The organism is Cellulomonas humilata, from assembly GCF_013359775.1.
Lineage (GTDB): Bacteria > Actinomycetota > Actinomycetes > Actinomycetales > Cellulomonadaceae > Cellulomonas > Cellulomonas humilata.
Genome location: NZ_JABMCI010000034.1, coordinates 16,180 through 38,297 on the forward strand (window position 1 = coordinate 16,180; position 22,118 = coordinate 38,297).

The 22,118-nt window shown below is 73.2% G+C and carries 19 protein-coding genes; 6 read left to right on the top strand and 13 right to left on the bottom strand.

The annotated features are described in order from the left end of the window. Positions 1 to 21 precede the first annotated feature (21 nt). From HP550_RS00695 to HP550_RS00710, 4 genes are all read left to right on the top strand, one after another. On the top strand, positions 22 to 1,062 hold the full coding sequence (locus HP550_RS00695; protein WP_175345678.1) for a LacI family DNA-binding transcriptional regulator: 1,041 nt from the start codon (positions 22 to 24) through the stop codon (positions 1,060 to 1,062). Between the two features lie 167 nt (positions 1,063 to 1,229). After that, the gene (locus HP550_RS00700) at positions 1,230 to 3,152 is read left to right on the top strand and encodes a glycosyl hydrolase 53 family protein (protein WP_175345679.1); all 1,923 of its coding nucleotides are present in this window, start codon (positions 1,230 to 1,232) and stop codon (positions 3,150 to 3,152) included. Positions 3,153 to 3,319: 167 nt separating this feature from the next. Then, on the top strand, positions 3,320 to 3,838 hold the full coding sequence (gene msrA / locus HP550_RS00705; protein WP_175345680.1) for a peptide-methionine (S)-S-oxide reductase MsrA: 519 nt from the start codon (positions 3,320 to 3,322) through the stop codon (positions 3,836 to 3,838). A 285-nt stretch (positions 3,839 to 4,123) separates the two neighbouring features. Then, positions 4,124 to 5,392 carry a M15 family metallopeptidase gene (locus tag HP550_RS00710; RefSeq protein ID WP_175345681.1) on the top strand — a complete coding sequence of 423 codons (1,269 nt, stop codon included), beginning with the start codon at positions 4,124 to 4,126 and terminating at the stop codon, positions 5,390 to 5,392. Positions 5,393 to 5,491: 99 nt separating this feature from the next. Here the strand turns inward: HP550_RS00710 and HP550_RS00715 are convergent, their stop codons facing one another. The 13 genes from HP550_RS00715 to HP550_RS00775 are packed head-to-tail and all read right to left on the bottom strand — an operon-like array spanning position 5,492 to position 18,505. After that, entirely contained in the window at positions 5,492 to 6,706 is a 1,215-nt protein-coding gene (locus tag HP550_RS00715; protein ID WP_175345682.1) for an acetyl-CoA C-acetyltransferase, read from the bottom strand. After that, complete coding sequence (locus HP550_RS00720; RefSeq protein WP_175345683.1) at positions 6,703 to 7,350, bottom strand: 3-oxoacid CoA-transferase subunit B; 648 nt, start codon at positions 7,348 to 7,350, stop codon at positions 6,703 to 6,705. Before HP550_RS00720 ends, HP550_RS00715 begins: the two co-directional genes overlap by 4 nt. Next, on the bottom strand, positions 7,350 to 8,132 hold the full coding sequence (locus tag HP550_RS00725; protein WP_175345684.1) for a CoA transferase subunit A: 783 nt from the start codon (positions 8,130 to 8,132) through the stop codon (positions 7,350 to 7,352). Before HP550_RS00725 ends, HP550_RS00720 begins: the two co-directional genes overlap by 1 nt. Further along, positions 8,107 to 9,312 carry a bifunctional 3-oxoadipate enol-lactonase/4-carboxymuconolactone decarboxylase PcaDC gene (pcaDC, locus tag HP550_RS22035; RefSeq protein WP_175345685.1) on the bottom strand — a complete coding sequence of 402 codons (1,206 nt, stop codon included), beginning with the start codon at positions 9,310 to 9,312 and terminating at the stop codon, positions 8,107 to 8,109. Before pcaDC ends, HP550_RS00725 begins: the two co-directional genes overlap by 26 nt. Continuing rightward, positions 9,312 to 10,505, bottom strand: coding sequence for a lyase family protein (locus HP550_RS00735; RefSeq protein WP_175345686.1), 1,194 nt, complete (start codon positions 10,503 to 10,505; stop codon positions 9,312 to 9,314). The genes pcaDC and HP550_RS00735 overlap by 1 nt, the downstream gene beginning before the upstream one ends. Further along, positions 10,502 to 11,089: a protocatechuate 3,4-dioxygenase subunit alpha gene (pcaG, locus tag HP550_RS00740; protein WP_175345687.1), complete on the bottom strand. Its 588-nt coding sequence runs from the start codon at positions 11,087 to 11,089 to the stop codon at positions 10,502 to 10,504. The genes HP550_RS00735 and pcaG overlap by 4 nt, the downstream gene beginning before the upstream one ends. Next, positions 11,082 to 11,840, bottom strand: a complete 759-nt coding sequence (gene pcaH, locus HP550_RS00745) for a protocatechuate 3,4-dioxygenase subunit beta (protein ID WP_175345688.1) — start codon at positions 11,838 to 11,840, stop codon at positions 11,082 to 11,084. The genes pcaG and pcaH overlap by 8 nt, the downstream gene beginning before the upstream one ends. A gap of 5 nt (positions 11,841 to 11,845) precedes the next feature. Continuing rightward, positions 11,846 to 13,660, bottom strand: a complete 1,815-nt coding sequence (locus HP550_RS00750) for a sugar phosphate isomerase/epimerase and 4-hydroxyphenylpyruvate domain-containing protein (RefSeq protein WP_425484404.1) — start codon at positions 13,658 to 13,660, stop codon at positions 11,846 to 11,848. Beyond that, positions 13,660 to 14,688 carry a phosphotriesterase family protein gene (locus HP550_RS00755; RefSeq protein ID WP_175345689.1) on the bottom strand — a complete coding sequence of 343 codons (1,029 nt, stop codon included), beginning with the start codon at positions 14,686 to 14,688 and terminating at the stop codon, positions 13,660 to 13,662. Before HP550_RS00755 ends, HP550_RS00750 begins: the two co-directional genes overlap by 1 nt. Then, positions 14,685 to 15,719 (bottom strand): DctP family TRAP transporter solute-binding subunit, encoded by a 1,035-nt coding sequence (locus tag HP550_RS00760; protein ID WP_175345690.1) that lies wholly within the window; start codon positions 15,717 to 15,719, stop codon positions 14,685 to 14,687. The genes HP550_RS00755 and HP550_RS00760 overlap by 4 nt, the downstream gene beginning before the upstream one ends. 13 nt (positions 15,720 to 15,732) lie before the next feature. Beyond that, entirely contained in the window at positions 15,733 to 16,656 is a 924-nt protein-coding gene (locus tag HP550_RS00765; RefSeq protein ID WP_175345691.1) for a shikimate dehydrogenase, read from the bottom strand. After that, positions 16,653 to 17,927 (bottom strand): TRAP transporter large permease, encoded by a 1,275-nt coding sequence (locus HP550_RS00770; protein WP_175345692.1) that lies wholly within the window; start codon positions 17,925 to 17,927, stop codon positions 16,653 to 16,655. The genes HP550_RS00765 and HP550_RS00770 overlap by 4 nt, the downstream gene beginning before the upstream one ends. Then, the gene (locus HP550_RS00775; RefSeq protein WP_175345693.1) at positions 17,924 to 18,505 is read right to left on the bottom strand and encodes a TRAP transporter small permease subunit; all 582 of its coding nucleotides are present in this window, start codon (positions 18,503 to 18,505) and stop codon (positions 17,924 to 17,926) included. Before HP550_RS00775 ends, HP550_RS00770 begins: the two co-directional genes overlap by 4 nt. Before the next feature lie 76 nt (positions 18,506 to 18,581). Between HP550_RS00775 and HP550_RS00780 the strand changes: the two genes are divergently transcribed. Continuing rightward, complete coding sequence (locus HP550_RS00780) at positions 18,582 to 19,571, top strand: substrate-binding domain-containing protein (RefSeq protein ID WP_175345694.1); 990 nt, start codon at positions 18,582 to 18,584, stop codon at positions 19,569 to 19,571. A 206-nt stretch (positions 19,572 to 19,777) separates the two neighbouring features. Further along, positions 19,778 to 22,018, top strand: a complete 2,241-nt coding sequence (locus tag HP550_RS00785; RefSeq protein ID WP_175345695.1) for a DUF4214 domain-containing protein — start codon at positions 19,778 to 19,780, stop codon at positions 22,016 to 22,018. The last annotated feature ends 100 nt before the right edge of the window (positions 22,019 to 22,118 follow it).

The following is a 22,118-nucleotide window of genomic DNA, read 5'->3' on the forward strand; positions in this document are numbered from 1 at the left end:
GTTCCCCTAGAGTCTCGTGCGATGGGACCGACGCCCGCGCCGCGCAAACGCCCGACGATCCGTGACGTCGCGGCTGCGGCCGGCGTGTCTCGAGGCACGGTCTCGCGCGTCATCAACGGTGGGCACTGGGTGTCCCCGGACGCGCTCGCGGCCGTCGAGGAGGCGATCCGGACCACCGGCTACTCCGCCAACCAGCACGCGCGCAGCCTGGTCACCGGACGGTCGAACTCGGTGGCGTTCCTGCTCACCGAACCCCAGCACCTGCTGTTCGAGGACCCGAACTTCTCGATCCTCCTGCGGGGGGCCGCCCAGGCGCTCGCCGCACGCGGCATGCCGCTCCTGCTCATGGTCGCGGGCACCCCCGAGGAGCAGAAGCAGGTCTCGGCCTACGTCGGTGCCGGGCACGTCGACGGCGTCCTCGCGATCTCGTCGCACAGCGGCAACCCCCTGCTCGACGTGCTGGTGCGGCAGGGCATCCCGATGATCTCCTGCGGCATCCCGCTCGGCTTCGAGGGCAGCCTCGGCTCCGTCTCCGCCGACGACCTCGGCGGCGGGCGGCGGATGACCCGGCACCTGCTCGACATCGGCCGCACCAGGATCGGAACGATCACCGGACCCCTGGACACCCCCGGGGGCAGGCTCCGGCTCGAGGGCTACCGCGACGAGCTCGGGTCGCTCTACGACGAGTCGCTGGTGACCCACGGCGACTACTCGCGCGACGGCGGCGCGGCGGGCATGCGCACCCTCCTCGAGCGCCGACCCGACATCGACGCGGTCTTCGTGGCGTCCGACCTCATGGCCGCGGGCGCCCTGCAGGTGCTCCGTGAGGCCGGCAGGCGCGTCCCGCAGGACGTCGCGGTCGGAGGCTTCGACGACTCCGGGCTCGCGGCGACGCTCGACCCGCCGCTCACCACCATGCGGCAGCCGCTCGAGCGGATCGCCGGGGAGATGGTGCGCCTGCTGATCGAGCTGGTCGAGGGCGGGGAGCCGGCCGCCGTCACGCTGCCGACCTCGCTCGTCGTGCGTGCCAGCACGGGATGGGTTGCCTCTACCCCTTCCTGACGAGCCGGATCTCGCGGACCGCCCGGTCCGAGCCACCCCTGCACGGACCCCTGTGCACGCTCCCACCGCGGACCGGACATACGCGCCATCTTGACGGGTGCTTTCGCGCGCTCATACGGTGGCTGAGTGCTGTGCACGTGCACACTCCGATGAGACAAGGACGTCCCATGCAGCCCACCAGACGACGCCGATCCTCCACGCTCGCCCTCCTCGCGGCGGGCGCCCTCGTCCTCAGCGGCGCGGGCCCCGCCGCGGCTGAGGATCCTGACGGCACGGTCCACTTCGCACCCGTCCGCAGCAACCTCGCCGCGAAGCCCTGGGTCACGGTGAGCGCCACCGCGGCGCAGGCTCGTGCGGGACTCGCCGTCGACGGCGACCTGACGACCGCGTGGACGGCCCGCGGCAAGGGTCGGCACTCGCTCGTCCTCGACCTCGGCGGCGCGTACGACAACATCCGGAAGGTCGGCCTCGTCTTCCCCGACGCGCACGGCACCTACCGGTACGTGGTCGAGGCCTCCCCGGACGGTGGCACCTGGCAAACCCTCGTCGACCGCAAGAAGAACAAGCAGGCGGGTCGCGGCGAGGAGCACCTCGTCGCGCACGCGGGGATCGCGTTCCTGCGCGTCACGATCACCGACGTGTCCCCGGGCGCGGTCGCCGGCATCAGCGAGCTGTCCGTGTGGAACTACCTGCGCGACGACGTCGTGCTGGGCGCGGACATCTCGTACGCCGACCAGAACGACGCGCAGGGACTGACCTACGTCGTGGACGAGGGCGCCGCACCGGTGCCGATCCTCGAGGCGGCGGCCGACGCCGGCATGGAGTACATCCGCCTGCGCGTCTTCAACGACCCGCGCGACGAGCGGACGGGGGAGTACCTCGACCCCGCGTACCAGAGCCCGGAGCGCACCCTCGACGTGGCGCGCGACGTCGTCGAGCAGGGCATGGGCCTGGGCGTCGACCTGCACTACGCCGACTCGTGGGCCGATCCGAGCAAGCAGGCGAAGCCCACCGCGTGGCGCGAGCTGCCCTTCGAGGAGCTCACCCAGGCGGTCTACGACTACACCTACGCGTCCGTCGACGCGCTCGTCGCCCAGGGCACGACTCCCGAGAAGGTCGCGGTGGGCAACGAGCTCATCAACGGGTTCATGTGGGGGAGCGAACGTCCGCTGCCGTGGTTCGACGACGCGGCGTGGTGCGGCACGTGCTACTTCAACCAGGACCCGTCGTTCGTCTCGCAGCCGGGCGGCGCCCTGCTCTGGGACTACTGGGGCTCGGACGACCCAGCCGAGCAGGCCGCCTACGACGCCGCGTGGGACCGGTTCACCACCCTCCAGGCGTCGGGCATCGCGGCCGTCCGGGCCGTCGCCGCCGCCCACGGCGTGGACATCCCGGTGGAGACGCACGTGATCATCGACAACGGGAAGGTCGACAAGACGCTCGAGTTCTGGGACCAGTTCCTCACCCGGCTGAACGCCAAGGGCCAGGACATCGACGTCATCGCGCACTCCTACTACCCCGACTGGCACGGGACGCCCGAGCACTACGAGGCGAACCTGCACCAGGTGGCCGCGGCGCACCCCGGCTACGCCATGGAGATCGCCGAGACGTCGCACCAGTCGAACGACTGGGACGGCCTGCCGGTGCCGAACTCGCCCTACCCCAAGACGGCGGAGGGTGCCGGCCTCTTCCTCCAGGAGGTCTTCCGGATCGCCAACGACCTGCCCGACAACCGCGGCGCCGGCGTCCTGGTCTGGGAGCCTGCGAACTGGCAGGAGATGATCGACTGGTCGAGCAGCGCGTGGCCGGTGCTCACGTTCCACGAGACGATCGAGGTCTACGAGGCCAGCGATGCCGAGTTCGTGGTCGCCGACACCGTCTACCGGACCGTCCGCACGTCGAGCCCGATCAGGCTGCCGGCCACCGTCGACGTCCTCGACTCCGACGGCGCGCTCCACGCGGTGCCCGTGACCTGGGACGCGGTCCCCGCCCGATCCCCGTCCCGCCCCGGACAGGTCGTCGTCAGCGGAACGACGGCGGAGCACGGTCCGGTGACCGCGGTCGTCGACGTCGTCCGGAGAGCGCTCTGAGCGCTCGCGCCTGACGCACCACCGGCGGTGGCCCTTCGCGGGCCACCGCCGGCGTCGTGCATGCCACTGTGGGCGACAGGCACGTGCACCGCATCAGTTGCGCCCCAGCGCGCTGCGGGGTCAAGATCGCCCGACGGCTGCAGCCGTCCCCACGAAGGAGACCGCAGATGGCTACGACGGAGACGGCGATCCTCGCCGGGGGCTGCTTCTGGGGTGCGCAACAGCTGCTGCGCCGCCGCCCGGGGGTGATCTCCACGCGCGTCGGGTACTCCGGCGGCGACACCCCGAACGCCACCTACCGCAACCACGGCGACCACGCCGAGGCCGTGGAGATCGCCTTCGATCCCGAGCAGATCTCCTACCGGGACCTGCTGGAGTTCTTCTTCCAGATCCACGACCCGTCGACGATGAACCAGCAGGGCAACGACGTCGGCCGCAGCTACCGGTCGGCGATCTTCTTCAGCTCCGAGGAGCAGCGTCGGGTCGCGCTCGACACGATCGCGGACGTCGATGCGTCCGGGCTCTGGCCCGGAAAGGTGGTCACCGAGGTCGAGCCGGCCGGTGAGTTCTGGGAGGCCGAGGAGGAGCACCAGGACTACCTGGAGAAGCTCCCGCACGGATACACCTGCCACTACGTGCGCCCGGGCTGGCGGCTCCCGCACCGCGACGAGCAGCGGGTCGGGTAGCGCCCGAGTCGCGCGCAGATCCGACGAGCCGTGCGCACGGTGCCGGCGAGGTCCCTGCGGCGATCCATGGCTGGGTGAGAGCCCGCCGGTCGCCGTGCGGGTGTGGTCGGCCCGAGTTGCCCCCGTCTGGCGGGTCGACGAACGCGGTGTCGCGGTGGGATCGTCGGACGACGCACCGCGGAGGACATGCCAGTGCTCGGACCACGACGGACGACCGAGGGTCGTCATTCGGCGCGCCCGCGGCAGGGGCGGCGACCGTGGGAGTCGGTCGTGATCCTCGCGTCGATGGTGGTCTTGACGGCCGTCCTGGCTGCGCCGCCCATCGACACCTCCCACTCCGCCGACGTCGCGGGGGCGGCGGCCGGCGGCGAGGGCTCGTTCTCCCGGGAGCCGACGGGACCGGCGTACACGCAGGCGCTGACGCGGCTCGACGACCGCGTGGCGGCGATGGAGGCGGCGATCGTCACGCTTGTCGGCTATCCGCTGGTCGACGCCACGAAGGCCGCCTCGCGGACACTGTTCCGTCCCGACCTGGCCGACGCCACGGCCGCGCCCGTCACGTCGGGGCTGACCGCCGAGCAGCTGCCCGACCGGGTCCTGGGTGCGCGCCAGCTGGTGGCCTCGGGTGACGTCGCCACGGCGGCGCGCGTGGTCGAGGACGTCGAGACCGACGTCCTGCTGGTCGCGCTCGACCTCGGCGACCAGGCGGCGCAGAACGTCGCGATGACACGCCTGCTGGTCTCCGCGGACCCGCAGGTCGCGCTGCTGGACGCGGCCGTCGGGGCCACCCACGCCGCCGCCGAGGTCCGGGACGTCGTCGCGGCCGCCACGTCCGCGGTCCAGGCCCGGGACGCAGCCGCCGGCATCACGGTCGCAGCCCAGCAGATCGCCGTGACGGGGGACGAGGACGCCAAGGCGGCGGTCGCCAAGGTGGCGGAGCAGGCCCGGTCGACCGACGGCTACACCAACGGGAACATCCCGCTGAAGGTGCTCTGCGCGGTCGCGTTCGCGCCGAGCCAGCACCTGCGCTGCGACGCTGCGGAGGCGCTGGCGCGGCTGAACGCGGCCTACCGGGCGGACTTCGGCCACGACCTGAGGATCACGGGCTCCTACCGCACGCTCGAGGAGCAGGTCAGCACCCGTGCGGCCAAGGGGACCATGGCCGCGGTGCCCGGCACGTCCAACCACGGCTGGGGTCTGGCGATCGACCTCGACCAGGCCAACGGCTACCGGTCCACGCAGTACCTCTGGCTCAAGGCCAACGCGATGGCCTACGGCTGGCACCACCCGACCTACATGGACGAGGGCGGCCGCGGACCCCACGAGCCCTGGCACTGGGAGTTCGGCACGTCGGACGACGCCGGCACCGGCACCTCCGTGCCGATCACCGTGGGCGTCCCGGCGCCCACCACGCCGCCCCCGACCGCACCCGCGCCGCCCGTCGTCGAGCAGCCCGCCGTCGCGCCGGCTGAGCCGGCGCCGACCCCGAGCGCCACGCCGGCCCCGACGCCGAGCAGCAGCCCGACCGCTTCCACGGAGCCACCCGCTCCGTGACGCGGCTGTAGGCGCCGCGGGCGTCCACGCTCCGGAAGCCGTCACGCTCGGCGCCGGCACGCGAGCAGTGCGGACGACCGGCCCGCGGCTCCCTGCGGGTCAGGCGCGTTCGAGGACGGCGGCGAGGGCCTGGCCGCCCCCGATGCACATGGTCTCGACGCCGAGCGTGCCGTCGAGCCCTGGCAGCTCGTGGGCGAGGGTCGCGAGCATGCGGAGCCCGGTCGCGCCGATCGGGTGGCCGAGCGAGATGCCGCTGCCGCGGGGGTTGACGCGGGGGTCGTCGGGGTCGACGCGCCAGTCGGCGAGGCACGCGAGGACCTGGACGGCGAAGGCCTCGTTCAGCTCGACGACGTCGAGGTCGGCGAGGGTCGCACCGGCGCGGTCGAGCGCGAGCAGGGTCGCGGGGACGGGGGCGATCCCGAAGCGCCGGGGGTCGACGCCGGCGACCGCCCAGGAGCGCAGACGCAGGGCCGGCGTGAGGCCGAGGCGGCGCGCGTGCTCGGGGGTCGTGACGATGCAGGCCGCCGCGGCGTCGTTCTGCCCGCTGGAGTTGCCGGCGGTCACCGTGGCGTCGGGGTCGGAGGCGACGAGGACGGGCCGGAGTGCCGCGAGGGCGTCGAGCGTGGTGTCGGCACGGGGATGCTCGTCGCGCTCGACGACCACCGGTCCCCGTCTCCCCGGCACGGTGACCGGGACGATCTCGGCGTCGAACGCCCCCGCGCGCTGTGCGGCGACGGCGCGCTGGTGGGAGCGGAGCGCGAGGGCGTCCTGGTCCCCGCGGCTGATGCCGTACTCGGCGCGCAGGGCATCGGCCGTGCCGACGTTCCCCTCAGGCGTCGGGTAGGCGGCACCGCCGACCGTCGCGCGGCCGCGGGCGAGCGCGTCGTGCAGCAGGAGCCCGCCGGGCGGCAGACCGCGCCGGCCCTGCTCGGTGTAGAGCGGGGCGTTCGACATGGACTCGGCGCCGAGGGCGACGACGACGTCCGCGACACCCGTCTGCACCTCCATGGCGGCGTTGAGCACGGCCTGCAGCCCGGAGCCGCAGCGCCGGTCGAGCTGGTAGCCCGTGGTGGTGACGGGGAAGCCCGCGTCCAGGGCGGCGACGCGGCCGAAGGCGGGGGACTCCATCGTCGGGTAGCCCTGCGCGCCGATGACGGAGTCGACGGCGGAGACGTCCAGGTGCGTCCGCTCGACGAGCGCGCGCAGCACGGTGGTGGCGAGGTCGCGAGCGGTCAGCGGCGCGAGCGCCCCGCCCAGGCGTCCGACCGGAGTGCGCAGCGGGGAGCACAGGACGACCTCGCGGAGCTCGGTCATGGCCGGTCCGCGAGGGCCACGGCGAACGGAGCCGCGGTGGCTGCCCGCACCTGCTCCACCGTGACGTCCGGCGCGAGCTCGACCAGCAGCAGGCCGTCGTCGGTCACGTCCAGGACGGCGAGGTCGGTGACGATGCGGTCGACGCATGCCCGCCCGGTCAGGGGCAGGGTGCACTGCTCGACGATCTTGGCCGACCCGTCCTTGGCAACGTGCTCCATGACGACCAGGACGTGCGCGGCGCCGTTGACCAGGTCCATCGCCCCGCCCATGCCCTTGACCAGCGTGCCGGGCACGGCCCAGTTGGCGATGTCCCCGCCGGCCGACACCTGCATCGCGCCGAGGACGGCGTGCGTGACGCGGCCGCCGCGGATCATGCCGAAGCTGGCGGCCGAGTCGAAGTACGCGGCGCCGGGCAGGACCGTGACGGTCTCCTTGCCCGCGTTGATCAGCTTCGGGTCCGCCTCGCCCTCCCACGGGTACGGCCCGACGCCGAGGATCCCGTTCTCGGAGTGCAGGACGACCTCGACGCCGGGCGGCAGGTGGTTGGGGATCAGGGTGGGCAGGCCGATGCCGAGGTTCACGTAGGACCCGTCCTCGAGCTCGCGGGCAGCGCGGGCGGCCAGCTGGTCGCGCGTGAGCGGCATCAGGACTCCTCGCGGCGCGCGCGGACGGTGGTCTTCTCGATCGGGAGGTCCGCGGACTGCTCGGGGGTGAGCAGGACGACCCGGTCGACGTAGATGCCGGGCAGGTGGATGTCGTCCGGCCCGAGCTCGCCCGGCTCGACCAGCTCGTCGACCTCGGCGATGGTCAGGCGGCCCGCCATGCCCGCGAGCGGGTTGAAGTTGCGGGCGGCCTTCTCGAACCGGAGGTTGCCGTACCGGTCGCCGACCGCCGCCCGCACCAGCCCGTAGTCGGTCCTGATGGCCTCCTCGAGGACGTACTCGCGACTCCGGCCGAACGCCGTGAACCGCCGCAGCTCCTTGGGCGCGCTGGCCAGCGCGACCGAGCCGTCCGGGGCGTACCGCAGCGGCATCCCGCCGTCGGAGACTGCCGTGCCCGCGCCGGCCGGCGTGTAGAACGCGGGGATCCCGACCCCGCCGGCGCGCAGCCGCTCGGCGAGCGTGCCCTGCGGCGTGAGCTCGACCTCGACCTCGCCGCTCAGGTACTGCCGGGCGAACTCCTTGTTCTCGCCGATGTAGCTGGCCACGACCCTGCGGATGCGGCCCGCCGCGAGCAGCTCGCCCAGACCCCAGCCGTCGACGCCGCAGTTGTTGGACACCACCTCGAGGTCGTCGACGCCGCGGGCGAGGAGGGCCCGGACGAGGGCGATGGGCACCCCCGACAACCCGAAGCCGCCGACGGCGAGCGAGGAACCCGAGCGGATGTCGGCGACGGCCGCGTCAGCCGTCGCGACGGTCTTGTCCATCGGGTCCTCCTTCGGCGTCGGCGAAGGCGTCGCGGGCGACGGTCATCGCGGCGTTCGCCGAGGGCAGTCCGGCGTAGAGGGCGGTGTGCAGGATGACCTCCGTGATCTCCTCGGGTTCGAGGCCGTTGCGCAGCGCCGCCCGCACGTGCATCCGCAGCTCCGCCTCGTGGCCGCCGGCGACCAGGAGCGCGAGGGTCGCGATCGACCGCTCGCGGCGCGACAGGCCGGGCCGGCTCCAGACCTCTCCCCACGCGTACCGGGTGACGAGGTCCTGGAACGCGGCCGTCTGCGGTGTGCTCGCCGCGATCGCCGCGTCCACGTGCTCGTCGCCCAGGACCGCGCGCCGCACGGACATCCCGCGGGCGTGCACGTCGTCGTCCGCGCCGGAGCCGCTCAGGTGGTCCCGCAGCAGCGCGGCCACCGTCGCCGGTGCCTCGAGGACAGCCAGGTGGGAGGTCGACGCGACCGTGGCGTGCGTCGCGCGCGCGAGCTCCTCGGCGAGCTGCTGCATCGAGGCGGGCGTCGTCACCTCGTCGTGCTCGCCGCTGACCAGCAGGGTCGGGACCGCGACGGAGGAGACCGACCCGGTCCGGTCGAAGTCCACGAGCGCTTCCGCGCAGCGCGCGTACGACTCGTCGTCGACGTGCCTGAGCGCGTCGAGCGTGTCGGACCCCGCGCGGCCGTCGCGCTCGAGGAAGCCGGGGGCGAACCACCGATGCGCGCTCGCCGCGACCAGGGACGCGGTCCCGGTGGCGCGCACCGCGGCCGCGCGCTGCACCCAGCCGTCGGCTGTGCCGATGCGGGCACCGCTGCAGCACAGGGTGAGGCTCAGCAGCCGGGCAGGCTGGACCACGGCGAGCTCGAGCGCGACGGCTCCGCCGAGCGAGACGCCGGCGACGTGGAACGACCCGCCCCCGGCCTCGTCGACGACGTGAAGCACCGCCGCGCCGAGCTCGGTCACGGTGAACGGGTCCCGCGTCGCCGGGCTCGCGCCGTGCCCGGGCAGATCGACCCGCAGGACGCGGAGCGCTGCGGTCGACGCGTCGTCCCGCAGGTGCGCGACGACCCCGTCCCACAGCTCTGTCGTGGTGCCGAGCGACGGCAGCAGGACCAGCAGGTCCTGGTGGGCGGCCGGGGCGGTCGCCGGGGCGAACGAGCCGCGCAACCGGGGGACGCTCATCAGGTCGGCCCGCCGTCGAGCGTGCTCCGGAAGCGGGCGATCGCGGCGTCCACCACCGCGCCGCATGCCGCGAGGGTGACGTCGTCAGCCGGTCCCACGCCGGCGACCCGCAGGTTCCGGGCGGCCGACTCGCGGTCCAGCGTCAGCCCGGCGACCGTGCGCGCCGCCGCGTCGGCCGAGCCGCCCGCGAGCCGCACGAGGTCACGCAGCGGCGACCACTCCGCGTGCCACTCGCCGGCGGGACGCTCGTCGGACGAGACCGCCGTGCGGGTGACCGTGGACAGCAGGCCCGGAGCCTGGAGGGCCGCGGCACTCATGACGATGGGATCGACCGGGTTGCGCTTGTGCGGCATCGCCGACGACGCACCGCCGCCCGCCAGAGCGACCTCGTCGACGCCCTCACGGGAGCCCGTGAGCAGGTCACGACCGATCCGACCCAGGGCGGCTGTCACCGTGGCTGCCGCGGTGGCGACCGAGAGGACGGGGCTGCGGTCGGTGTGCCACGAGCGGCCGGGGTCGTCGAGGCCCAGCTCCTCGGCGAGTGCGGACCGGAGGACGGTGATGGCGCCGGGTCGGTCTGCGGCGCGATCGGCCTGCTCGCCGGTGCCGACTGCGCCGCCGAGCTGGACCGGGAACCGTGTCCGGTCCACGGTGGCGACGGCCGAGCTGATGCCGTCCAGCCATCCGGCGACCTGCACCCCGAGCGTCGTCGGCGCGGCGTTCCGGCCCAGGGTGCGTCCGACGCGCGGGGCGTCGCGGTCGGCGTCGGCGAGCACGGCGAGGGCCGCTCCCACCGTGACGAGCCGCGCGCGGAGATGCTCGAAGGTGGTGCGCGCGACCTGCATGAGCGCGGAGTCGAGGACGTCCTGACTGGTGGCGCCGGTGTGCAGCCGGGCAGCGGGGATCTCGCGCTGCTCGAGGTGATCCTGCAGCAGCTCGAGCAATGCCGCGACGCCGGCGCCATCGCGTGCCACGCCGGCCACGAGCGTGTCCCGGTCGAGGTCGGACGGGTTCGCGGCGACAGCGTCGAGCGCGAGAGCGGCCGCATCGTCGTCGGTACCGTCCACCCGGGCCCAGGCGCGCAGCAGCGCGGCCTCGACCTGCACCATGGCGGCGAGCACCTGGTCGTCACCCGCCGTCTCCCGGGTGCCGGCGGTCACGGGCTGGAGCAGACCCCAGTCGCCGGGCGTCACTGCGCGGTCCCGTAGTCGAGGAACACGGTCTCGCCGGGCCCCTGGAGCCGCAGGTCCAGGCGGTACGAGCGCGGACCGTCTACGGTGGCGACGAGCGTGCCGCGCCGGTCCGGGTCGAGGCGCCGCAGCAGGGGGTCGGTCGCGTTGGCGTCGGGCTCGTCGCCGAAGTACGCCCGGGTGAGCAGGTGGTGCAGCAGGCCGCGGGCGAAGACGGCCAGCACGACGTACGGCGCGGAACCGCTCCGGCCGACACCGCTCCGGCCGACACCGCTCCGGCCGACACCAGGTTTCACCGTGCTGAACGCGTAGTGCCCGTCCGCGCTCGTCGCTGATCTCCCGAAGCCGGTGAACCCGTTCGGGTCCCGGGCCAACGAGCCGCGCTCCGTGGAGGGGCGCCCGTCCCCGTCGGCGCCCCAGACCTCGATCATGGCGTCGGGGACGGGGGAGCCCGCGCCGTCGAGCACGACCCCGTGCAGCCGGACCGCGTCGGGCTGCCACGGTGCCCGGACCTCCGGACCGCCGTCGAAGGGCAGGGCGTACCCGAAGAACGGGCCGACCGTCTGGCCGGGGGTCTGCTCAGGCATGGTCCGGATCCTCCGGCTCCGTCCAGGTGGCGCCCGGGCCGGTCAGGACGACGTCCCAGCGGTACCCGAGCGCCCACTCAGGCTCGCTCACCTCGTGGTCGTACGTCGCGACGAGCCGGGCGCGGGCTGCGGGGTCGGTGATCGACTGGTAGATCGGGTCGAGCCCGAACAGCGGGTCGCCCGGGAAGTACATCTGCGTGACGAGCCGCTGCGTGAACGCCGTGCCGAAGAACGAGAAGTGGATGTGCGCGGGGCGCCAGGCATTGCGGTGGTTGCGCCACGGGTACGGGCCGGGCTTGATCGTCGTCAGTCGGTACGAGCCGTCCTCGCCGGTGATGCACCGGCCGACGCCGGTGAAGTTGGGGTCGAGCGGCGCGGGGTGCTGGTCGCGCTTGTGCGCGTACCGGCCGCCGGCGTTGGCCTGCCAGACCTCGATGAGCTGACCCCCGACCGGGCGCCCGTCGCCGTCCAGGACGCGGCCGGTGACGATGATGCGCTCGCCGAGCGGCTCACCCGCGTGCTGGATGGTGAGGTCCGACTCGTGGGCCGCCACGTCGGTGTGCCCGAACGCGGGGGAGACCAGCTCGATCTCCTCGGGGTCGGCACGCACCAGCTCGTGCGTCGGGTGGCGCAGGACGGTCGACCGGTACGGAGGGAAGTCGCGACGCGGGTGCACGGCACCGCTTCCCTGCTCCCGCTGGTGCCGGTCCGCGATCTCCGCGGAGATCGTCTCCTGGGTGAGGTCGGTCATCCCGCTCACCTCCCGGCGGACGCGAGGTGCTGGGCGGCGAGGCGGACCGGGGCACCGGCCGCGCCGTACCCGTCGTACCCGCCGTCGCGCTGCACGAGCTCGAAGAACACGGCGCCGACCGTGCGCGTGTAGAAGTGCCGGAACTCGCCCCCGGACTCGTCCCGGTCGTACAGCACGCCGAGCTCGCGCATCTCGTCGAGCACCGCCGCGGGCAGGTCGAACCGGGCTGCCAGGTCGTCGTAGTAGTTGGCAGGGATCGGCAGCGGGTGCAGACCGCGTGCCCGGGCGGCCCGCGCGGCTGCGACCACGTCGGGGCTCCGGAACGCGACGTGCTGGGGCAGTCCGCGGTCCAGCACGGGAGCCACGTTGAGCGCGAGCCGGACCGCGCCGTCGTCCGACCGCATCACGCGGCTGCGCACCAACCCGGTCGGGGCGGCGACCTCTTGGGTGCCCTGCGAGCGCAGGGCGAGCACGCTGGTGTGGAAGAGCACGGACTCCTCGAAGGTCTGCCACGGGTGGGCGAGGTTCACGTGGTCGATCGTGAGCGCGGGCGCTCCGCCCGGTTCCTCGCCGCCGTCGAACTCCGGCACCCAGGTCGGCTCGGCGAGCGAGGGTTCGGCGAAGAAGATCTCCGTGCCCTCCGGGGCGCGGAACGCCACCAGGTCCTGCTCGCCGGCGCGGGTGCGTCGGAACACCGAGGGCGCTCCGAGCAGGCGGGCGCGGCGCACCGAGGCCTCCGGGTCGGGCACCTCCATGCCGATCGCGGCCAGCGTGGGCGCCCACTCGCGGGCCAGGTGCTCGTTGCACAGCACCCGTGCCGCGCCCTGGGTCCAGAGCCGCACCGGCTTGCTCCGGTGGTGGCCGCGGAAGGTGAAGCCGAGCATCCGCAGCACCTCGTCCACCTCGCCGGCGTCCTCCGCCTTCACCTCGACGAAGTCGAACGCGACGGGCTGCCCGACGTCCGGCAGCCGGCTCGGGCCGTCGGGACGCCGGGACCGCAGCGGGCGCCGCGCGACCTGGTCCTCGAGCCAGGTCAGGGAGCGCTTCGCCTGCCGGGCGGTGCGCTGCACGTCGGTCTGCCGGAAGGTGTCGTTGAAGACCTCCAGCGAGACGGGGCCGGTGTACCCGGCGTCGAGCACGTGCGCGAGGAACGCCGCCAGGTCGAACGAGCCCTCTCCGGGGAACAGCCGGTGGTGCCGGCTCCAGGACAGCACGTCCATGGTCAGGGCCGGAGCGTCCGCGAGCTGCAGGAAGAAGATCTTCTCCGCCGGGATCTGTGCGATCTCGGCGGGGTCGTGGCCGCGCGACAGGATGTGGAAGCTGTCCAGGCAGACGCCCACGGCGGGGTGGTCGGCCCGCTCCACGATCCGCCAGGCGCGCCGGTAGTCGTCCACGTACCGTCCCCACGCGAGCGCCTCGAAGGCGATCCGCACGCCGTGGGCCTGTGCCTCGTCGCCGAGCCGACGCAGCTGGTCGGCGGACACCGCGTCGTCGTCCACCGTCGCGGTGCCCACGTTGGAGCAGACGAGCACGGTGTCGACGCCGAGCCGCTGCATCAGCCGGAACTTGGCACGGGCGCGATGCAGCACCGCCGCGAGCTCGGGCTCGGTGACGCCCTCGGCGTCCCGGAACGGCTGATAGAGGTCGAGACTCAGGCCGAGCCGACGGGCCAGTGCGCCGACCTCCTCAGGGCTGGTCGGGGACGCCAGGAGGTCGGGCTCGAACAGCTCGACGCCGTCGAACCCGGCCTCGGCGCAGGCGTGCAGCTTCTCGGTCAGGGTGCCGCTGAGGCAGACCGTGGCGATCGAGGTCCGCAGCATCACCGCTCCTCCTCACGTGCGGCCGGGCCGGTGCGCGCGCCGGCTGCGACCGGCGCGGTGGCGAGCAGCCTGGCGGGGTTGGCGACCAGCATCTGGTGCAGGTCCTCCTCGGTCGCCCCGCCGGCCCGGAGCATCGGCAGCACGCGCCGCGGCAGGTTCTCGAGGTGCCAGTGGGGTGCGTGCGCCCGCCGCCAGGACGGTGGGGTGACGCGGCTGTAGAACGCGGCGTCCTGCGAGAGCACCATCCGGTCGGCGTAGCCGAGCCGGAGCAGGGCAAGCACGGTGCGCACACGGCGGTCGTCCGGGAGGACGTGCTCCATGCCGAACCGGTCCATGCCGATCGTGGCGCCGCTGTCCAGCAGGGCACGCAGCTCGTCGACGTCCTCGCTGTCACCGCTGTGCCCCAGGATCACCCGGCTCGGGTCGACGCCGTGCCGGCCCAGCAGCTCGAGGGCCTCGCGGCCGCGGTGTGTCGCGGGGTCGGTGTGCACGGTGACCGGGACGCCGGTCCGCCTGTGGGCTGCGGCTGCGGCGGCGAGCACCCGGAGCACGTCGGGCGTCGCTCCCGCGCGGTCGAGCACGATCTTGAGCATCGCGGCCCGCACGCCGGTGCCGGCGATGCCCTGCTCGATGTCCCGGACGAAGAGCGCGTCGAGCGGGTCCGGGCCGTCGATCAGGAGGCCAGGACCGCGAACCCCGAACGTCACCGGCAGCGCGCTCGGCGCGTACCAGCCCGTGCTGGCCAGCAGGTGCACGGGGGACCGGGCGGCCACCTGTGCGACGAGGGCGACGTCCCGACCGAGGCCGGGCACGGTGAGGTCGACGACGGAGCGGACGCCGAGCGCGTGCGCCCGGCGCAGCCCGTCGACCGCGGCGGCAACCATCGCCGCCGGGTCCCACTCGGGGTCGGGGAGGTTCACCTCGAGCTCGTGGTCGCGGACGAACACGTGCTCGTGCAGCAACGTCGTCCCGAGGTCGGCCGTCGAGACCGGTCCGCGGAACGTGTGAACCTCCCCGACGGTCGTCATTCGGACGTGGCCCGGATGGCCTCGTAGACGGTGAGCTGCTCCGGCGTGAAGTTCTCCCGCAGGTAGGCGTCGGCCTGGGTGCGGAAGGCGTCGACGTCCACGTCGTCGACGACCTCCATGGCACCGGTCTCCTGCCACTCCGCGAGCTTCGCCTGCTCGTCCTCGTCCACGCAGCCGGGCACCTGCTCCATGGCCGTGTCGACGGCGGCCTGCAGCGCCTCCTGCTGCTCGGCGGACAAGCCGCCCCATGCGTCGCCGCCGATGATCACGAGGTTGGAGTTGGCCTGGTGCGACGACATGCTGATGAAGTCCTGCACCTCCTCCAGGTTGCTCGCGTCGATGTTCACGATCGGGTTCTCCTGGCCGTCCACGGTGCCCTGCTGCAGTGCCAGGAAGAGCTCCTCGTACGCCACCTCGGTCGCTGCCGCACCGAGTGCCTCGGCGTTCATCAGGAACTGCGGCGAGGCGGGGAACCGCATCCTGAGCCCCTCGAGGTCCTGGGGGCTGCGGATCGGCTTGTTCGCGGTGAACTGCCGCATGCCTGCGGACCACGCGCCGAGGGTGTGGACGCCTGTCTCCTCCTCGAACCCGCCGAGGAGCTCGTCGGACGCCTCGTCCGAGAAGAACCGGGCCAGGTGGTCGCTGTCGTCGAACGCGTACGTCGCGTCCAGCACGCTGATCGGGGTGTACACGGCACCCAGGGCGGACGCGCCCTGGATGTCCATGTCGATGTCGCCGGAGACGACGGACGCGATGCGGTCGGCGTCCCCACCCAGCTGGCTGCCGGGGAAGATCTCGACCGTCAGGCCGACGTCGGCTGCGGCGACCTCGTCGGCGATGACCTGGGCGCCGCAACGGTGCTGCGGCTGGGTCTCGGCGTAGCTGTGCGCCAGCTGCAGCGTGACCTCCTCGGCGGTGGCTCCAGGCTCGCTGGGTTCCGCGGCGGGATCGTCGTCGCCGCTGCACGCAGTCAGCGCGGTGAGCGTGATGACCGCCCCTGCGACGAGGGCGACCTTCGGGTTCCATCGCATGGGTATCTCGACCTCACTTCCTTGTGGGGGATCCCGGAGCCGGGGCCTCGGGGGTGTGACGATCACCGCCGGTCTCGGCGGCGACCAGCTCGTCGAAGTCGCCGAACATGTCCGCTCGGTGCGCCGGTCGCCCGGTGATGAGCTCGAACGTGTCGGCCGCCTGGTGCACGGCCATCCCGGCCCCGGACAGGGTCCGGCAGCCGCGGGCGTGCGCGTCCCGCAGCAGAGCGGTGAACAGCGGGCGGTAGACGATGTCCGCGACCCACAGCCCGGGCGGCAGCGCGGAGGTGTCCACCGGGGCGCCCGGGTGCCCGGTCATCCCGATCGGGCTGGCGTTCACCAGGCCCGCCACGTGCGCGAGGGCTGCTGGCACGTCGTGCGGGGCCACGCCGTCGACCTGCACCTGGTGCGGGGTCCGGTCGAGCGAGCGCACCAGGGCTCGCACGCGTTCGACGTCCGGGTCGGCGACCGACAGCCGCCGCACGCCCAGAGCAGCCAGTGCGTGCGCGACCGCGGTACCCGCACCGCCCGCGCCGAGCAGCAGCACCTCACCGAGATCCGCGTCGGGCAGGCCGTCCAGGAAGGCGGCGGTGAACCCGGTGACGTCGCTGTTGTGCCCGGTCGTCAGCCCGTCGGAGACGACGACCGTGTTCAGCGCCCCGATGGCGGCCACCTCCGACGACACCCGATCCACCAGCGGGACCATCGCCTGCTTGATCGGGTGGGTGACGTTCAGCCCGTCGAAGCCGAGCTCCACCGCGGACCTGAGCAGCTCACGCAGGTGGCGGGGGTCGAGCTGGCCGTCGTCCAGGTCGACGGTCTTGTAGACGTATCGCAGACCTTGGCGCGCGGCCTCGCGCTCGTGCAGCTCCGGCGTGAGCGACGGGCCGACGCCCCGGCCCAGGAGCCCGGCGAGGATCGAGCGCCGCGCGTTCACAGCCCGAGCCTCTGCGGCAGGTAGAGGATCGCGTCCGGCCACAGGATGATCGCGACGCACAGCAGCAGCAGCGGCACCATGAACGGCAGCGAGCCCCAGAACACCTCCGACATGCGGGCCTTCGCGATCGCCTGCAGGACGAAGATGACCGTGCCGACCGGCGGCGTGAGCAGCCCGATCATCTGCGACAGGATCATCAGCACGCCCAGGGCGATGGGGTCGACGTCGTACTGCGCGGCGATCGGCATGAGGATCGGCACGGTGAGGGTGAGCACCGCGATCGCGTCGAGCGCGGTGCCCAGGACGAGCGAGAGCGCCAGGACCAGCAGCAGGAAGACGGTCGGGTCGGTCGTGATCCCGAGCACCCACCCGGAGATCGCCTGCGGCACGCGCTCGCGGGCGAAGATGTAGCCCAGCAGGTTGGCCGAGGCCACGATGAGCAGGATCGCGCCCGAGGTGAGCACCGCCTCGACCAGGACCTTCGGCAGATCCCTCCAGTGCAGCGTGCGGTACGCGAAGCCGAGCAGGCCGATGTACGCCGCACCCACCGCGGCCGCCTCGGTCGGCGTGAACCAGCCGCTGAGGATGCCACCGAGGATGAGGGCGGGCGCGACCAGGACCCCGAGCACGCGCCGACCAGACCGTCCCAGGTCGCCGCGGTCGAACCGGGTGACGCGGATGTTCGGGTCGCGGCGCACCCAGAAGAACACGACCACGCACAGCCCGAGCGCCATCAGCAGCGCCGGCACCACGGATGCGGCGAACATCGCACCGGTCGACACGGCCGCCAGGCCCGCGAAGATCACCGCGGGGATGCTCGGCGGCATCACGGGGGCGATCAGCGCGGACGCCCCCGACACACCGAGCGCGAACCGCTTGGAGTACCCCTCGCGCAGCATCGCCGGGATCTGGATCTTGCCCAGCGCCGCAGCGTCCGCGACCGCCGAGCCGCTGATCCAGGAGAAGCCGACGCTCACCCCGACGCTGACGTAACCGAGGCTCCCGCGGACCCGGCCGAGCAGCGCGAGCGCGAACGCGTACAGGCGGTCCGCGATCCCCGCGTGGCTGGCCAGGCAGCCCAGCAGGATGAAGAGGGGCACCGCGAGCAGGGGGAAGCTGGCCGTCGACTGGGCGACCAGCCGCAGCGACAGCCCGAGCGACTGCCCGGTGGTCAGCAGGTACAGCAGCGACGGTCCGATGAACGCGAACGCGACCGGCACCCGCGCCAGCAGGAGCACGGTGATGAGCACGCAGAGCACGAGCAGGCTCATGTGCTCGCCACCCCGGGAAGCGTGGCGTCCAGCTCGTCCGGGTCGGGGACGCCGAGCACCGCGAACCGCGCTGCCGCGACAGTCGCGCGCAGGGTGGTGCTGACGAAGCCCACGATCGAGATCGCGTACAGCCACGACATGGGCATCCCCATCGCGGGCGAGCGCAGGATGCCCTGGGTGTGCATCAGCTCCCACGCCTCGGCGGTGAGCAGGGCGCCGATCGCCGCGACCGTCAGGCAGGCGACCACCCGGACCACGCGGCGGACGGTGGGGTTGCGGACCGCGTCGATCGTCTCGATGGCGATGTGCGAGTCGCTGCTGACGAGGACGCCGGCGGTCACGAAGGTGAGCCAGACCAGGGAGAACCGGGCCAGCTCGCCGGTCCACGGCCACCCCTGCACCGGCAGGTAGCGCTGCGCGGCCTGCACCAGGACCAGGACGAAGATCAGCAGCATGGCGAGCACGCCGATGGCGAGCTCGATGACGGTGAGCGCGTGGACCGTGCGGGCCACCGGCCGGGGAGGGTCGGCGAAGAACGCGTGCAGCCGGCCTCCCGGCTGGGATGTGATGTTCGTCACAGCCGGGACGCTATTGAGCCCGTGACAACCAGGGCAAGGGGTTGTCAAAAGTTGCCGAGATGGGTTGGCTGGCTGCGTGCGAGGCCCGACGATCTATGACGTCGCCAGTGCGGCGGGGGTGGCGACGTCCACCGTGTCCCGGGCGTTCTCCACGCCGTCACGGGTCGGCGCGGCGACGCGCGAGCACGTGCTGGCCGTCGCCGAGCAGCTGGGCTACCGGCCCAACCCCCACGCCCGCGCCCTGCTCTCCGACCACCACTCCACCGTGGCGATGGTCGTCTCCGACATCACCAACCCGCACTACTTCGAGCTGATCCGCGGGGCGGAGATGCGGGCCAAGGCCTCCGAGCACACCCTCGTGCTGGTCAACGCGGAGGAGTCCGCCCGCATCGAGCTCGAGCAGATCCAGCGCCTCCTCCCGTCGGTGGACGGCTTCGTGCTGGCCGCCAGCAGGCTCCCGGACGAGAACCTGGCCCACCTGGCCGCGCAACGGCCGGTGGTGCTGGTCAGCCGCGAGCTGCCCGGTCTGCCGTGCGCGCTGCTGGACCACGTGGACGGCTGCCGGCAGATCGTGCAGCACCTGGACTCGCTCGGGCACCGTCACCTCGTCTACCTGGCCGGCCCCCGCAGCTCCTGGATGGCCAGCACCCGGTGGTCGGCGCTGCGCACGGCCGCGGACGAGGCCGGCATGCGTGCCGACCGGGTCGGCCCGTTCACACCCAAGGTGGCACAGGGCGGCCTCGCGGCCGATGCGGCTCTGGTGACGGGCGCGACCGCCTTCGTGGCGCACAACGACCTGCTCGCGATCGGTGTGGTGCAGCGCCTGCAGCAGCGCATGGTCCGGGTTCCGGCGGACGTCTCCGTCGTCGGCTTCGACGACATCTTCGCCGCCGACCTCTGCACCCCGCGCCTGACGACCCTGGGCGGCGCACACGCCGACGTGGGGCGGGCCGCGGTCGAGATCCTGCTCAAGGCCGCGGTGCGGGGAACGGCCGACGGGCCACCGGTCCGCGTGGTCCTGCCGACCGAGCTGCGACTGCGCGAGTCCACCGGACCTGTCGCTTGACGAGCGCCGGCACCACGTCGACCTGCTAGGGGTGCAGGGGGACGCCGGAGGGGCCACGCGGTTCGAGCTCTCGGGCATTCCTTCGGGAAGCAGTGCGCGCGGCACGCGAGCGCCGGGAATAGCGGAACCGCGGCGCTTTTCGGCTCAAGCCGGGCGTCGCAGACACCGATGTTTCAGGCAAGTCACCCACGTTCCTCGGAGGATCCGTGCCCGCGCTCACCCTGCCGTCACGACTCGGCCTGCGAGCCGCGGCGCTCGTCGCCGCCGGCGCGGTCGCGCTCGTCGGCGCCGTGCCGACCTCGGCCGGTGCGACGGCCCCCACCACGGCCCACAGCGCCGTCGGGCTCGTCGTCCCCGTCGGGACCCTGTCGGCGGGCTGGAACGTCGACGGCTCGGGCTACTGGCTCACCGCGACCTCGAACAGTGCCGACGTCGCGCACTGGACCTACCAGCTCGAGGGCGAGCCGGTGAAGGCCGTCCTGGGGACCGACGCCCGGCACATGACCGGCTACCTTGGCCGCCCGAGCGACGGGACCTACGACGCGACCGTCTGGGCGCGGAACGCGGGCGGCGCCCTGCTCGGCACCGTGACGCTGGTCGTCACCGTCGCGACCCCGGCGGGCTTCGTCGAGCACCTGGACTCCGGAGGCGGCTTCTACGACGGCGCCGTGGAGATCGGGTTCGGCGCCAACCACTCGGACGTCGCGCGGTGGACCTATCAGATCGACGACGGCCGCAGCGTGGAGTTCGCAGCGACCGACGCCCGGCACGCGACCGTGCGTCTGACGTCGCCTCCTGCCGGGGACCACACCGTCACTGTCCGCGCGTGGGACGACGCGGGAGCGCTGGTCGGGATCGGGGCCTGGGACCTCGACACGGAGGTGCCTCCCGCCGGCGCCGAGGTGCTGCACTCGTGGTACTCCACCTGGCCCGACGAGCACCACTACGAGCTCGGCTACACGGCGCTGCACTCGGACGTGGCGCAGTGGTCCTACCGGCTCGACGGCGGCCCGGCGACGGTGTTCCCCGGCAGCGCGCTGCGCGAGGCGGTGCTGAAGCTGGCGCTCGCCGACGGCGACCACACCGTCGTCGTCCAGGCCCGTGACGACCGGGGCGCCCTCGTCGGCGTCAAGACCTGGAGCATCGCTGTCGGGACGCCGTGGATCGGGGTCTCGATCCTCGACTCCGGCGGCGGCCCGCGCGAGAACGGCTGGGAGCTCGGCTTCGAGGCCGAGAACGCCGACATCGCGCACTGGACCTACCAGCTGGACGACGCTCCGGTGACCGAGCTGAAGGGCACCGACCCCCGCCACGCCTCCGTCGTGCTGCCCGACGTGGAAGGGGGCTCCCACACGCTGTTCGCGTGGGCCCGCACCGCGCGCGGCGAGCTCGTGGGCATCTCCGGCTGGAACCTGAACGCCGACGACCCGGCTCCGCTGCTGGTCGCTCTGGGGTACGGAGGCGGACCGATCACGTGCGTGGGCGGTCAGCTCGTGGGTGCCGAGTTCGGGTGGGGGTACGACTCGATCCTCGGAGCGCCCGGCACACCGCAGGAGCAGGAGCAGCAGTCGCGCGACGGCATCGAGTCGGTGACCTTGACGCAGGGTGGTCACCCGGTGACCGGCGTCCACGACCTGGCCGCGGGTGACCTGATCGTGAAGGTCGTCGTCCGGGACGGCTACCAGTACGACCCCTCGCGCCTGGGCGCGACGACGACCGAGGACGGGAACGTCGTCACGATCGTCTGGAGGATCCCGCCGTACGCCGGGCAGTGCGCCCCGGTCGTCGCCCCGGCGCCGCCCGCCCCGGCGCCGCCCGCCCCGGCGGTGGACCCGGTCCAGGCCTACGTCACGAAGGTCTACAGCGACCTCTTCGGGCGAACCCCCGACGCGGTGGGACTCACCAGCTGGTCGGCGAGCCTGCGGACGGGGACGCCCTACGGTCAGGTGGCGAACGGGATCACGTACTCCGACGAGTACCGCGGGCGGATGATCGCCGAGGCGTACGCGACGTACCTCGACCGTGGGCCCGATCCGGCGGGCGCCGCCGACTGGCTGTCCGCCATGCGCTCCGGTCTGCACATCGAGCAGATGCAGGCCGGCTTCATCTCGTCGCCCGAGTACTACGCCCGTGGCGGCGGCACGGACACGGGGTGGATCGTCCGGCTGTACACGAAGGTGCTGGGCCGCGCCCCCGCCGCGAGCGAGATCGCGTTCTGGCAGGGACGGCTCAACGCCGGCACCAGCCGGGAGTCGGTCGCCCGTGGGTTCCTGTACTCCGACGAGCACCTGACGAGCGTCGTCGACGGGTACTACGGGACGCTCCTGCGGCGGGGCATCGACCCCACCGGCCGGCAGACGTGGGTCAGCGCGATCCAGCAGGGAGCGCGCGACGAGGAGATCATCGCGTCCATCGTCGCGAGTGCGGAGTACCGCGCAAAGGTGTGACGGTCCCCGGCGCGACTGTCCGATGTGCGCCGTTTCGCCCGGTCATTCCCTCGTCGAACAGGGTGCCGTGCTGCGAGGATCGTGGGTGGTGCTCGGTCGG

Coding starts and splice junctions, on each gene's coding strand:
- HP550_RS00755 (WP_175345689.1), bottom strand. CDS start 14,688: ATGACGACCGTCGGGGAGGTTCACACGTTCCGCGGACCGGTCTCGACG.
- pcaG (WP_175345687.1), bottom strand. CDS start 11,089: ATGCCTGAGCAGACCCCCGGCCAGACGGTCGGCCCGTTCTTCGGGTAC.
- HP550_RS00750 (WP_425484404.1), bottom strand. CDS start 13,660: ATGCTGCGGACCTCGATCGCCACGGTCTGCCTCAGCGGCACCCTGACC.
- HP550_RS00715 (WP_175345682.1), bottom strand. CDS start 6,706: ATGACCGAGCTCCGCGAGGTCGTCCTGTGCTCCCCGCTGCGCACTCCG.
- HP550_RS00725 (WP_175345684.1), bottom strand. CDS start 8,132: ATGGACAAGACCGTCGCGACGGCTGACGCGGCCGTCGCCGACATCCGC.
- HP550_RS00695 (WP_175345678.1), top strand. CDS start 22: ATGGGACCGACGCCCGCGCCGCGCAAACGCCCGACGATCCGTGACGTC.
- HP550_RS00700 (WP_175345679.1), top strand. CDS start 1,230: ATGCAGCCCACCAGACGACGCCGATCCTCCACGCTCGCCCTCCTCGCG.
- HP550_RS00720 (WP_175345683.1), bottom strand. CDS start 7,350: ATGCCGCTCACGCGCGACCAGCTGGCCGCCCGCGCTGCCCGCGAGCTC.
- HP550_RS00770 (WP_175345692.1), bottom strand. CDS start 17,927: ATGAGCCTGCTCGTGCTCTGCGTGCTCATCACCGTGCTCCTGCTGGCG.
- msrA (WP_175345680.1), top strand. CDS start 3,320: ATGGCTACGACGGAGACGGCGATCCTCGCCGGGGGCTGCTTCTGGGGT.
- pcaH (WP_175345688.1), bottom strand. CDS start 11,840: ATGACCGACCTCACCCAGGAGACGATCTCCGCGGAGATCGCGGACCGG.
- HP550_RS00760 (WP_175345690.1), bottom strand. CDS start 15,719: ATGCGATGGAACCCGAAGGTCGCCCTCGTCGCAGGGGCGGTCATCACG.
- pcaDC (WP_175345685.1), bottom strand. CDS start 9,312: ATGAGCGTCCCCCGGTTGCGCGGCTCGTTCGCCCCGGCGACCGCCCCG.
- HP550_RS00710 (WP_175345681.1), top strand. CDS start 4,124: ATGGTGGTCTTGACGGCCGTCCTGGCTGCGCCGCCCATCGACACCTCC.